Below are 12668 nucleotides of genomic sequence, written 5' to 3' on the forward strand. Positions count from 1 at the left end.
GTGGGCTGCTCAGACTCGGAGCAGGTCATCGTGACCCACGGAACTCCCCGCCGGGTCAGGCCCTCGCGACGGCGTCAGCACCGCACCCAGCAGCCCGACCACGACGACGACGCTGCAGGCTCCGGTGAAGATCCACCAGGCGGGTCGGGCCCAGTCGGTGAGTCGTGCCTGGACGTGGCCCAGCAGCACCTCAGCCGCCGGTGGAATCGGCTGAGGCGGGGTCAGGTCCGGGGAGGCGACGGCCAGCGCGATCCACAGTCCCAGCCCGAGGCCGAGTCCGAGCAGCCCGCCCAGCGCGAGGGCGGCCCACCGGCCACGGCCGACACCGATGACCATCGCCAGCAGACCCAGCAGCGCCGCACCTCCGGCCATCACCGTCCAGTGCTTGGAGGCCTCGGCGCCCGCCGCCCACTGGTACGGGTCGGCCCCGTCCTCGGCGACGGCGTCGAGGTTCACCACGATCTCCGGGGCGAGGGCGTCGAAGCTGGACTCGTCGAAGAACGGCAGCCAGCCGAGCAGGCCCTCCAGGCGCTCACGCAGTGGCTCCGTCGTCGCCGCGGCCATCGGGCTGAGGTCCAGTGCGACGACGAGGTCCTCCGGGGACCCCGTCCCGCCCTCATGGAAGAGCCTCTCCAGCTCGCCGGCGAAGTCCTCCCGACTGGTCTGCAGGGACTCGTCCCAGGCCTCCAGGGTCTGGTCCTCCTTCAGCACCGAGGACGCCATCCCGGAGACGGCCTCCTGCACACCGGAGGGCAGCGCGTCCTCGTCCTCTCCGGTGAGCTCCTCGACCATCATCTCGACCGCGGCCTCGGCGAAGCCCTCCTGGGCGGGGAGATCCCCGGCGATCTCCCGGACGGGCTCCTCCTCACGGAGGAGCTGGTCTATCTGACCTCCGGCGAGTGCGGCGGCCGCCAGAAGGGCGGCCAGCACGGCGCAGAGGGTGCTCAGCACGTGACGCACTGGATCTCCTGTCTTCCACTCGGCGCTGTTCCTCCACAGGTTTCGATGCTGTGCGGGTCTTCTCCACACCCGTGGACCACCGGGAGGAACGCGTCGGCGCAGATGAGTAGAGTGTCTGGCAGCATCGATCGTACCGGCGCCGAGGAGGAACTGTGAGTCAGGCACACGCGGGGGACGGTCCTGAGCTGTCCGCCATGCCGGCGACCAGCCGTGAGACCTCCCCGGAGACGCCGTGGCCGCTGAGCCACTTCTCCGGAAAACTCAAGACGCACATCGAGAAAGTCGCCCCCACCTGGGTGGAGGGGCAGCTGGTGGAGTTCACCCTGCGCAACGGCAACGCCTGGATGACGCTGCGGGACCTCGAGCAGGAGGTCTCCTTCAGCGCCGTGGCGTGGCGCCAGGTGGCCTCCGGGCTCGACGGCGTGGTCCAGCCCGGTTCCCGCGTGGTCGCCCAGGTGCGCCCGAACCTGTATGAGAAGACGGGCCGGCTCTCCCTGGTGACCCAACAGATGCGCCCCGTCGGGCTCGGCGACCTGCTCGCCCGGGTGGAGCAGCTGAAGAAGCAGCTGGCCGCCGAGGGGCTGTTCGCCGCCGACCGGAAGCGGCCGCTGCCGGTGCTCCCCCGCCGGATCGGGCTGATCACCGGCCGGAACTCCGATGCGAAGAAGGACATCCTGCGCAACACCCATGCGCGGTGGGCCGCCGCACAGTTCGAGATCCGTGAGGTCGCCACCCAGGGCACCGCCGCTCCGCTGGAGGTCGCCGCCGCGCTGGCCGAGCTCGACGCCGACCCGGCCGTGGACGTGATCGTGATCGCCCGCGGCGGCGGAGCACTGGAGGAGGTCGTGCTGCCGTTCTCGGACGAACGCCTGATCCGGGCCGTCGCCGCCGCACGGACCCCGGTGGTCTCGGCGATCGGGCACGAGGCCGACCGTCCGCTGCTCGACGAGGTCGCCGACGTCCGCGCCTCCACTCCCACCGGTTCGGCCAAGCTGCTGGTGGTGGACGAGGTGCTGGAGCGGGAGAACATCGCCCAGGCCCGCGCGCGGATGTCGTCCGGGGTGCAACGGATGGTCGCCCGCGAGGCCGAATGGCTCAGCTCCGTGCGCTCCCGCCCCGTGCTGGCCCAGCCGGAGACCATGGTCACCGTGCGTGCTGAGGAGCTGACCGGGCTGCGACGCCGGGCGCTGGTCTCCGTGGAGGCCTCGGTGGCGCGCGCCCGCGACTGGGTCGGTCAGGCCCGCGCCCGGGTGACCGGGCTCTCTCCGCAGTCCACTCTGGACCGCGGCTATGCGGTGGTCCAGTCCCATCCGGAGCACAGCGCCCTGGACGAGGCCGGCCGACCGGTGGCCCGCAGCGGATGGCACATCGTCCGGGACGCCTCCGAGGTGGAGCAGGGGTCGCCTCTGCGCGTCATGGTGGCCCGCGGCGAGCTGACAGCCCGCGCGGCTCACGTGCTGGCGGGCGAGGGCCCGGCTGCCGAAGGCGCAGCTCACGAGGATCAGAACTGAGAGGAAGAGGGCAGCAGATGGCACAGAACCCGGAAGAGGGCTTCTCCGGCGCCCAGCTCGAGGACATCGAGACGATGACCTACGAGCAGGCGCGGGAAGAGCTGATCGCGGTGGTCACCAAACTGGAGACCGGCGGCGCGCCCTTGGAGCAGTCGCTGGCCCTGTGGCAGCGCGGAGAGGCGCTGGCGGACCGCTGTGAGCGCTGGCTCGACGGCGCCTCGGCACGGCTCGAAGAGGTCCGGCGCAGCCTGGAGAGCACCCAGGAGGCGGAGCAGTCCTGAGCAGGTCGGCTCCGGCCCGACCTACAGCCAGCTCTGCAGCAGACGGGCTCGCTCCGCATCGATGTCATAGCCAGCCCGGGGCCAGCCCAGATCCAGGTCCTCCAAGGCGGCGATGAGCAGCTCCTGGACCGCGAGTCGGGAGTACCATTTCCGGTCCGCCCCGACGATGTGCCACGGCGCCCAATCGGCGTCGGTGGCTTCCAGCAGGCCCGAGTAGACAGTGCGGAAGGTGTCGAAGTCGGCGCGGGCATCAGCATCGGAGGGGTCGTACTTCCAATGCTTCTCGCGCCGGTCCAGTCGAGAGAGGAGCCGTTCCAGCTGTTCCTCCGGGGACAGATGCAGGAACACCTTGACGAGGGCGAAGCCGCGACGCACCAGCTCGTCCTCGAAGAGACGCAGCGTCTCGGTGCGTCCGGCCAGCGCGTCGGCGTCCAGGTCGCCGCTGACCGCCGGGACCAGCACGTCCTCGTAGTGCGAGCGGTCGAAGACTCCCACCATGCCGGGCGCGGGCAGCCGACGGATGACCCGACGCAGATAGTGCTCGCGGCGTTCCGCCTCGGTCGGCCGCCCGAATCCGGTGACCGAGACGCCCAGCGGGTCCATCGAACCGGCCACATGCTTGACCGTGCCTCCCTTGCCCGAGGCGTCCATGCCCTGGAGGACCAGCAGCACCCGGGGGCCCTGCTCCACGTCGCGCAGCGCCTCGAGGACCTCAGCGGTGAGCACCTGCTCACGCCGTCCTCGCTGGTCACCGGTGAGCTGCGGGACCCGGCTGGTGAGCCGCTCCATGACGGCGGCACGGGTCTCGTCAGCGGCGGCGACCTGGTGCGCCCAGAGCCGCTCCTGGGCGTCGGCGAGGACCTCGGCACGTTCGGCGAGCAGGCGCCGCCCGCGCTTCTTCTTCCCGGAGAACTCCAGGCGCCTGCCGGTGGGGACCTCCTCCAGATGCAGCGGCGCGCCCCAGCCAGGGGCTCGCCAGATGCCGCGGGGGTCGGCGTCGAAGGGCAGGTCAGTCACAGAGACCTCTCAGCTGCGCGCCGCGGCGTTCCGGTACGCCTCCAGGAACTCGGAGATCCCACCGATGGCGACCTCCAGCTCCTCCACGCCGGGCAGGGTGACCAGCCGGAAATGATTGTCATCGATCCAGTTGAAGGCCCGGCCATGAGAGACCAGGATCTTCTGCTGCCGCAGCAGCTCGATGACGAAGGCCTCGTCATCCTCGATCGGATAGATCTCCGGATCCAGCCGCGGGAACAGGTACAGCGCACCGTCGGCCTGCTCCACGGTGACACCTTCGATCTCGGAGAGCAGCCTGTGCGCCGTGGTGCGCTGCTCGTGCAGACGTCCGCCCGGAGCGATCAGGTCCTGGATGGACTGGTGACCGCCGAGAGCGGCCTGGATCGCATGCTGAGCCGGCACATTGGCGCACATGCGCATGTTCATCAGCAGAGTCAGGCCTTCGAGGTAGTTCTTCGCCCGGTGCTTGGGCCCGGAGACGTAGATCCACCCGGAGCGGAAGCCCGCCACCCGCCAGGTCTTCGACAGACCCGAAAAGGTGATCGTGAAGACATCGTCGGAGAGCGTGCAGACGTTGACCATCTCGGCCTCGTCGAAGGTGATGTTCTCGTAGATCTCGTCCGAGAGCAGGATCAGGTTGTGCCGCCGGGCGATGTCGACCATCGCCTCCAGAACCTCCCGCGGATACACCGCCCCGGTGGGATTGTTCGGGTTGATGATCACCAGCGCCTTGGTGCGGTCAGTGACCTTGGACTCGATCTCCTCCGGATCCGGCCACCAGTGGTTCTGCTCATCACAGAGGTAATGCACCGCGCGACCCCCGGCCAGCGTGGTCGCTCCCGTCCACAGCGGGTAGTCCGGGGCCGGGATGAGGACCTCGTCCCCAGGTGCCAGCATCGCCTGCAGCACCATGGTGATCAGCTCAGAGACCCCGTTGCCCAGATAGATGTCATCCGGGTCGGTGTCGGTCATGCCGCGGGACTGGTAATACTGCGCCACCGCGATGCGCGCAGAATAGATGCCCTGCGAGTCCGAGTAGCCCTGAGCGTCCGCCAGGTTGTTGATCATCGTCATCCGGATCGAGTCCGGCGCCTCGAAGCCGAACGGGGCCGGGTTGCCGATGTTCAGCCGGGTGATCTTGTGCCCTTCACGTTCCAGCCGCGCCGCCTCCTGGGCGATCGGTCCTCGGACGTCGTAACGGACGTCTCGGAGCTTGGGCGACTGGGTGAACTCCTCGAACTCCTGCATCCCCCCATCTTGCCTCACCGGAGGTCGCCGTCGCGCAGATGACACCCTGAGCCCCGAGGACACCCCACGCTCACAGCATCCTGCTCGCGGCGACGGCGTCCCGATAGCCCGCAAGGAACTCGGAGATGCCGCCGATGGCCTCCTCGAGCTCCTCCACCGCCGGAAGGGTGACCAGCCGGAAATGATTGTCATCGATCCAGTTGAAGGCCCGGCCATGAGAGACCAGGATCTTCTGCTGCCGCAGCAGCTCGATGACGAAGGCCTCGTCGCTCTCGATCGGGTAGATCTCCGGATCCAGCCGCGGGAACAGATACAGCGCACCGTCAGCCTGATGGACTTCGACGCCCTCGATCTGGCGCAGCAGCTCATAGGCCACATTGCGCTGCTCATAGAGCCGGCCGCCGGGCTCGATGAACTCATTGATGGACTGGTACCCGCCCAGCGCCGTCTGGATCGCATGCTGAGCCGGCACATTGGGACACATCCGCAGATTCGACATCAGCGTCAGGCCTTCGAGGTAGTTCTTCGCCCGGTGCTTGGGCCCGGAGATGTAGATCCACCCGGAGCGGAAGCCCGCCACCCGCCAGGTCTTCGACAGACCCGAAAAGGTGATCGTGAAGACATCGTCGGAGAGCGTGCAGACATTGACCGTCTCCGCGTCGTCGTAGGTGATCTTCTCGTAGATCTCGTCCGAGAGCAGGATCAGGTTGTGACGCCGGGCGATGTCGACCATCGCCTCCAGAATCTCCCGCGGATACACCGCCCCGGTGGGGTTGTTCGGGTTGATGATCACCAGCGCCTTGGTGCGGTCGGTGACCTTGGACTCGATCTCCTCCGGATCCGGCCACCAGTGGTTCTGCTCATCACAGATGTAATGCACCGGCCGTCCGCCGGCCAGCGTGGTCACCGCGGTCCACAGCGGGTAGTCCGGGGCCGGGATGAGGACCTCGTCACCGGGGTTCAGCATCGCCTGCAGCACCAGGGAGATCAGCTCAGAGACCCCATTGCCCAGGATCACGTCCTCGACCTCGGCCTCCCTCATCCCTCGGGTCTGGTAATACTGCGCCACTGCGGTGCGGGCGGAATAGATGCCCTGAGACTCGGAGTAGCCCTGTGCGGTCGGCAGGTTCTTGATCATGTCGACCAGGATGGAATCGGGCGCCTCGAAGCCGAACGGGGCGAGGTTTCCGATGTTCAGCTTGGTGATGCGGTGTCCGGCCGCCTCGAGGCGGGCGGCCTCCTCGGCGATGGGACCGCGCACGTCATAGCGGACTCCGCGCAGCTTGTGCGACTGGGTGAACTCCTCGAACTCCTCCATGAAGCAATACTGCCTCATGCGTCAAGACTCCCACGAGCCTCGAGGCCCTGGTCAGCCCCAGTCCTCGGGCTCGGCGACGAGACCCTCCTCCACCAGCCAGTACTCGGCCGCCTCCTGCGGCCCGAGCCCGTCCTCCCCGTCGATGAGCTGACGCAGGGTCACCATCGCCTCGTCGTCCAGCCGCCGGGCGACCTCGTCGACGATGTCGGGCATGTCCTCGGCGATGCCGGGGACCACCACCGGCACGTACTGCTCCTCCCCGAAGGCCTGCTCGGCGTCGGTGAGCGCCACCAGGGCGTGCTCACGGATGCCAGGGTGGGAATCGGTGATGATCGCCGCATCGATCTCCGCGGTGATCACCTGCTGCAGCAGCTCTCCCTCCGTGCCGGCGGTCACCTCCTCCGGCTCACAGTCATAGAGCTCCTCGAGCAGCGGCTCCGGGTCCGGCAGGTCCTGGCGGATCCCGATGCGCAGCTCGTCGCAGGCCGCGGCGAAGGCCGGATCATCGGCCTCCGCGCTCAGGTCGATCTCGTGCAGCTCCGCAGTCACCGAGGTGATCACCAGAGCATTGGAGAGCACCGCGGCCGAGGGCTCCAGCAGCTGGGCCCCGGGCAGGTGGGTCTCCGCCGCGTCGACCAGCTCCTGAGCGGCCGGGCCGGGCTCGACGCCGTCGGCCTCGCCGTCGGCCTCGCCGTCAGCACCTTCGTGCTCCAGCTGATCGACCAGCGGGAGGGTTCGGGCCAGGACCATGTCATAGCCCGGGTCCTCCTCCCCGGTGAGCGCAGAGGCGAGCGCTCCGACACCGCCGTCGTGGATCTCCACCACGGCAGGGGTCTCCCGGGAGTTCAGCGCAAGAGAATAGATGTGCGCCACCGCACGGTCCAGCGCGTGGTCGGGGACGGCGATGGTCCAGGCCCGCTCGGCAGCCTCACCGGTGGGCTCCTCGGCGGGGGGCGGACCGGAGCATCCGGCCACCAGCGTGATCAGGGCCAACAGGGTCGCCGCAGGCAGGGCGGAGCTGCGGACGGCCGGAGAAGTCATGGCTGCCATTGTAGGCAGGAGGTGCTCCCACGGCGCCGACGGTGCGCGTCATGATCCCAGAACACATAGGCTGGAGGTGATGACCAGTGATCCTGCCGATGTCGACGTGGAGCTGCCCGGCGCCGCTCCGCTGATCACCCGTCTGCAGTCCCTGCTGCACGGACCGCAGACCGTCGAGCCGCGCGCCGAGACCTCCCGCGGCTGGCTGGACCTCGCCTATGAGGCGGCCTACGGCGAGCGCTATGCCGCGGCCGCGGAGGCCGCACAGGCGGGCCTGGACGCCGCAGGAAGCGAGGACCCGGACAACCGGCTGATGCTTCTGCGGATCCTCTCGGGCGTGCATGAGATGCGCGGCGACACCGGGGCCTCATCGCCCTACGTGATAGAGCGGGTGGCCCTGCTGCGGCGACTCGGTCGCACCCGACAGGCCCGCATCGAGGAGGAGCTGGGAGCGATGCTCCTGCGCGAGCCCGACCACGTGGAGGGGGAGATCCTCGCCCGAGTGGCCGAACAGCTCCGTGACGAGGACGCAGCCACCGGAGCACCCACCCTGGAGCTCGCCGACGTGCTCTCCTCCCAGGCGGTGCGGGTCCTGCACGACGAAGGCCCTGAGGCCGCCCTGCCGGTGGTCGAAGAAGCCGTGGACATCCTCACCCGACTGGACCGCCCCGAGGCACTGGCCGGGGCACGGATGTTCCTCGCTCACACTTTGCTGCTCACCGGAGACTCCGCCCGCGCGCTGCAGGTCACCGATGACGTCATGGGAGCGCCGGCCAACCGGGCAGTGCGCGGGGCCATGGCGATGCTGCGCGCCACCATCCACCACCACGACGACAAGCCTCACGAGGCGATCACCGACGCGATCAGCTCCGTGGAGCTCTACGCCGCCTGCGGGGTGCGCAAGGGCGCGGCCTCCGCTGCCGCGCTCCTGGCAGGCCTGAGCTCCGCCGTCGACGAGGGCGAAGCCTCCGTGCTGGCCTGGAAGGTCGCCGTGCAGCAGGCAGAGCTGGGCGAGTTCCCCGAGTCTCGGATGCTCACTCTGGCCCTGGGTCAGCAGCTGCTCGAGCTGGAACGCTTCGACGAGGCGGAGAAGGTCCTCGACGCGCTCTCGGTCCGGCTGGCCAGCTCCGAGGAGGACATCGCGGTGCGGGCCCGATCTCTGATGGGCCTGGGCCACTCCGTCACCCAGCAGAAGCGCCCCCTGGAGGCCATGGCGCACTGGGAGGAGGCCGCTGAGCTGTTCCTCTCTGCCCAGGAGCTGGAGGAGTCCGCACGCGCACGCCTGGCCGCCGGCGCGCTGGCCGCCTCGCTGGAGCGGTTCGAGGCCGCCGAGACGCACCACCGGAAGGCCCTCGAGCTGGCACGCAGGGCCCAGGATGACGATCCGGCGATCCTGGTCCAGGCACTGCACGCGTTGGGACACCTGCTGACCCGCACCGAGGACCCTGACGGCGTCGACCTCCTCCAGGAGGCGCTCAAGGTCGCCCAGGAGCATGGGACCGACTGGCAGGTGGCTGACATCACCGATTCCCTCGCCCGCGGCTATGTCTCGCTCGGGGAGGGATCCGCCGCCGTCGCCCGCGCCCTGGACGCCGCAGACCTGTTCCTGGCCGCCGGAGACGACCGCTCCGCCGGCGGTGCGGAGATCCTCGCCGGGAAGGTCCTCCTGGAGATGGGCCGCGCCGACGAGGCCGAGGCGATCCTGCGGATGGCCGTCGGTGACCGGCAGGCCGAGCACGATCTCGTCGCCGAGGCCCTGGAGGGCCGCATCGACGCGCTCATGCGCCAGGGCAAGGCCGACGAGGCCGCCGAGCTGCGCCGCGAGCTCACCCGGCTGAAACGACGGATGAAGCCGTGAGACGCTGGGCGGTCCGCACGCGCGTGCTGCTGTTCATGGTGTTCCTCACCGTGCTGACCCTCGTCCTCGCCGGCGCTGCCGCCTACCTGCTGCAGCGGGTGGAGAACTATCGGACCATGGACGACGCACTGGCCCGCACCGTCACCGAGTTCATCCAGCTCGGCGAAGACGGCAACGATCCGGAGACCGGGGAGCCCTGGAGCACCGCCGACCGGCTGATCCAGGTGGGCATGCAGCGCACCCTGCTGGCCGAGCACGAGTCCATGCTCGCCCTGCGTGACGGCACGGTGCGCTGGACCCCGAACGAGCAGCAGCCGGTCCGGCTTGAGGAGGACCCGGAGTTCGTCGACTGGGTGCTGGACCAGGAGCCGATCACCGAGCACCGGATCCATACCGTGCAGACCGCGGCCTCGACCTACCGGGCCGTCGTCGTCCCGGTGATGATGGCCGAGGACGACTCCCCCACCCTGTTCGTGCTGGCCGTCGACGTCGAGTCCGGCATGGCCGCGCTGAACCGCACCTTCCTCACCTACACCGCAGTGGGTCTGGGGGCGGTGGCCGTCACCGGCTTCCTCGGCTGGCTGATGGTGGGCCGGCTGCTGGAGCCCATCCGACGGCTGCGGCAGACCGTCCGGTCCATCACCGAGACCGACATCTCACGGCGCATCGACGTCCACTCCCGGGACGACCTCGGCGAGCTGACCGTCACCGTCAACGAGATGCTGGACCGCCTGGAGACCGCGGTGACCTCCCAGCGGCGGCTCCTCGACGACGTCGGCCACGAGCTGCGCACCCCCATCACCATCGTCCGCGGTCACCTGGAGCTGGTGGACCCGGAGGACCCCTCCGAGGTGATCGCTACCCGGGACCTCGCCGTCGACGAGCTGGACCGGATGAGCCGTCTCGTCGAGGACCTGGTCACCCTCGCCAAGTCCGACCAGATCGACTTCCTCACCCCGGCGGCCACGGACGTGGATCTGCTCACCGATCAGGTCTTCGAGAAGGCCGTGCAGCTGGGTGACCGGACCTGGCTGCGGGATGTCAGGGCCCAAGCGGTGCTGCCCCTGGACGCTCAGCGCATCACCCAGGCCTGGCTGCAGCTGGCGCACAACGCAGTGAAGTTCTCCGCCCCGGGCGCTGAGATCTCGTTGGGCTCCGCCCTGCGCGGCGACGCCCTGCACCTGTGGGTGCGTGATGCCGGGGCTGGGATCAGCCCGGAAGACCAGCAGACGATCTTCCTCCGCTTCGCCCGGGGCACGAACTCCTCACGCGCCGAAGGATCCGGCCTGGGCCTGACCATCGTGGACACCATCGCCCGGCTGCACGGCGGGCAGGTCCACGTGGAGTCTGCCGCCGGGCAGGGATCCACCTTCACCATCGTGCTGCCGCTGCAGGAGCTCGAGGCGCTGGAGCAGGCGGGCCAGACGACAGCGATCATCCCAGGAGGAGAGAGATGAGCAGGATCCTCATCGTCGAGGACGAGGACCGGATCAGCGCCTTCGTGGCCAAAGGGCTCCAGGCAGCGGGCTTCGAGTCACAGATCGCGCGCAGCGGCACCGAAGCGATCGTCCAGCTCGCCAACGCCCACTTCGACCTCGTCATCCTCGATCTCGGGCTGCCGCAGATGAACGGCTTCGAGGTGCTGGAGAAGCTCCGTTCCGGGGGCAGCGCCGTGCCGGTCATCATCCTGACCGCCCGTTCCTCCGTGGAGGACACCGTCCAGGGGCTCTCCTCAGGAGCGCAGGACTACATGGCCAAGCCCTTCCGGGTGGAGGAGCTGGTGGCCCGGGTGCGGCTGCGGCTGCGGCCGGTCGCACAGACTGACGAAGCGGCCGCGGAGATCACCGAGCTGGAGCACGCCGGGCTGCGTCTGGACCTGCAGAGCCGGCAGGCCAGCGTGGAAGGCCGGGGCGTGGAGCTCTCCGCACGGGAGTTCGCCCTCGCGGAGGTGCTGCTGGACCACCCGCGGCAGGTCCTCTCCCGGGACCAGCTGCTGGACATGGTGTGGGAGTCGGGCCCGGAGACCAGCTCCAACGTGGTCGACGTCTACATCCGTTATCTGCGCACCAAGCTGGGCGCCGAGCGCATCGTCACCGTCCGTGGTGCGGGATATCGCCTGGCCACTGCGGAAGAGCTGGCCCGGGGCTGACGAAGCCCATCAGCGCTTCGGCGCAGGTCAGTCGATGCTCGGCCTGGGCCTCCCAGCCGTCGCGCCGAGAGTCTCGAGCACCGGCCACCAGGGACAGCGCCACCGAGGCCGCCCGCAGCCGCAGCGCCTCAGGGTCCACCACCTGGGCGAAGGCTCGAGCGAAACGCGCCAGCGCCGCGGGGGCATGCACGTAGCGGGAGTCCACGGCCGGCAGCACGGCGACGTGGCCCAGGAAGCAGGCCAGATCGTCCACCCGATGTCCGGGGCCCAGCGAGTCGACGTCGAGCAGGCAGGAGACCGCGTTGTGAGCCATGAGCACGTTGGCCTCATAGAAGTCCCCGTGGGTGGGCACCACGGGGCCGCGGTCGGTGCGCGGCAGCCCGGTCAGCACGGCGCGCTCCAGACGACGGATCCGGTCGGCGCAATGCGGCAGGGCGGAGACCGCCGCAGAGGCGTAGGCCGGCAGCCGGTCGGTCCAGGCGTCACGGGCCGGCAGGGTCATCACCGAGACCGGCATGGTGTCCAGCAGGCGCAGGAACTGAGCGGGGTCCACGGTGGCGCCGCCGTCGGCCAGGAGCTGCTCAGCCAGGGACTCGCCTGGGCCCTCCTGCAGGGCGACGACGTCGGCCACCGGCTCACGCACCGGCAGCGGGGCCGGGATCCCGGCGCCGAGCAGCATCCGGTGGCGGGCGTCGAGGTCCATGGCACGGCCGGCGCGGAGGACCTTCAGATATAGGCGCGTGCCGTCGTCGAAGTCTGCGGCGATCACCGCACGGCGCAGCGGCCGATAACTGATGGTCTCCAGGCCGACCAGTCGGCGCCCCATGCCCCACTGCGCCACCACGGAGGCCGGGTCGGTGGCCAGACGCAGGCCGGGCAGCGACGGGTCCAGAGGGTGCTGCCAGATCGCCAGGCGTCCATAGGGGCTGTGCGAGTAGATGATGCCGTCAGAGTCGGCCGGGACCGCCTCGGTGGTCATCCCCACGTAGAGCTCGTCCACATGATCGGAGGTCTCGGTGTAGACGCCGGAGGGCCAGTTCCGGGGCATCACCGGTCGCGCAGTGGCCACCCGGTAGATGCCGGTGACCCCGGCCCCGGGTCGGTGCTGGAGGGACTCCAGGTGGATGGAGGTCGGGTAGACACCGGTGTGCTGGACGGCCACCGAGATCGGCGAGTGGGCGTCATAGGACTCCATGAACGCCAGCTGTTTAGCCTCCAGCTGGGCGGTGCCCGGCGAGGGCGCGGCCCGTGGGGCCTGCGGTGGAAGGTCGACGGCCATGGAGGT

Annotated in this window: 11 protein-coding genes; 5 read left to right on the forward strand and 6 right to left on the reverse strand. The window is 69.5% G+C overall.

Going from position 1 to position 12668, the window contains the following annotated elements; genetic code table 11:
* Positions 1 to 9 precede the first annotated feature (9 nt).
* Positions 10 to 951 (reverse strand): hypothetical protein, encoded by a 942-nt coding sequence (locus tag HNR09_RS01480; protein WP_179540436.1) that lies wholly within the window; start codon positions 949 to 951, stop codon positions 10 to 12.
* Between the two features lie 203 nt (positions 952 to 1154).
* Between HNR09_RS01480 and xseA the strand changes: the two genes are divergently transcribed.
* Both xseA and HNR09_RS01490 read left to right on the forward strand, forming a co-directional pair.
* A complete protein-coding gene (xseA, locus tag HNR09_RS01485; protein ID WP_179542947.1) occupies positions 1155 to 2471 on the forward strand; it encodes an exodeoxyribonuclease VII large subunit in 1317 nt (438 codons plus the stop codon).
* Between the two features lie 17 nt (positions 2472 to 2488).
* Positions 2489 to 2752: an exodeoxyribonuclease VII small subunit gene (locus HNR09_RS01490; protein WP_179540437.1), complete on the forward strand. Its 264-nt coding sequence runs from the start codon at positions 2489 to 2491 to the stop codon at positions 2750 to 2752.
* Between the two features lie 21 nt (positions 2753 to 2773).
* Here the strand turns inward: HNR09_RS01490 and HNR09_RS01495 are convergent, their stop codons facing one another.
* The 4 genes from HNR09_RS01495 to HNR09_RS01510 all read right to left on the reverse strand — a co-directional run bounded on the left by HNR09_RS01495 (position 2774) and on the right by HNR09_RS01510 (position 7376).
* Positions 2774 to 3769 (reverse strand): PPK2 family polyphosphate kinase, encoded by a 996-nt coding sequence (locus tag HNR09_RS01495; RefSeq protein WP_179540438.1) that lies wholly within the window; start codon positions 3767 to 3769, stop codon positions 2774 to 2776.
* Positions 3770 to 3778: 9 nt separating this feature from the next.
* Positions 3779 to 5017, reverse strand: a complete 1239-nt coding sequence (locus HNR09_RS01500) for a pyridoxal phosphate-dependent aminotransferase (RefSeq protein ID WP_179540439.1) — start codon at positions 5015 to 5017, stop codon at positions 3779 to 3781.
* 70 nt (positions 5018 to 5087) lie between these two features.
* On the reverse strand, positions 5088 to 6335 hold the full coding sequence (locus HNR09_RS01505) for a pyridoxal phosphate-dependent aminotransferase (protein WP_179542948.1): 1248 nt from the start codon (positions 6333 to 6335) through the stop codon (positions 5088 to 5090).
* A 51-nt stretch (positions 6336 to 6386) separates the two neighbouring features.
* Positions 6387 to 7376, reverse strand: a complete 990-nt coding sequence (locus HNR09_RS01510) for a glycine betaine ABC transporter substrate-binding protein (RefSeq protein ID WP_179540440.1) — start codon at positions 7374 to 7376, stop codon at positions 6387 to 6389.
* 79 nt (positions 7377 to 7455) lie between these two features.
* On the opposite strand from HNR09_RS01510, the gene HNR09_RS01515 reads away from it, so the two are divergent.
* From HNR09_RS01515 to HNR09_RS01525, 3 genes are read left to right on the forward strand one after another with little or no spacing between them, the layout of a single operon-like run.
* A complete protein-coding gene (locus tag HNR09_RS01515) occupies positions 7456 to 9234 on the forward strand; it encodes a tetratricopeptide repeat protein (protein ID WP_179540441.1) in 1779 nt (592 codons plus the stop codon).
* The gene (locus HNR09_RS01520; RefSeq protein WP_343047404.1) at positions 9231 to 10691 is read left to right on the forward strand and encodes a sensor histidine kinase; all 1461 of its coding nucleotides are present in this window, start codon (positions 9231 to 9233) and stop codon (positions 10689 to 10691) included. Before HNR09_RS01515 ends, HNR09_RS01520 begins: the two co-directional genes overlap by 4 nt.
* Complete coding sequence (locus HNR09_RS01525) at positions 10688 to 11383, forward strand: response regulator transcription factor (protein WP_179540442.1); 696 nt, start codon at positions 10688 to 10690, stop codon at positions 11381 to 11383. The genes HNR09_RS01520 and HNR09_RS01525 overlap by 4 nt, the downstream gene beginning before the upstream one ends.
* On the opposite strand, the gene HNR09_RS01530 is transcribed toward HNR09_RS01525, so the two are convergent.
* Complete coding sequence (locus tag HNR09_RS01530) at positions 11325 to 12662, reverse strand: protein kinase family protein (RefSeq protein WP_179540443.1); 1338 nt, start codon at positions 12660 to 12662, stop codon at positions 11325 to 11327. The two genes, HNR09_RS01525 and HNR09_RS01530, sit on opposite strands and share 59 nt — an antisense overlap.
* Positions 12663 to 12668 lie beyond the last annotated feature (6 nt).

It is taken from the genome of Nesterenkonia xinjiangensis (assembly GCF_013410745.1).
GTDB lineage: Bacteria > Actinomycetota > Actinomycetes > Actinomycetales > Micrococcaceae > Nesterenkonia > Nesterenkonia xinjiangensis.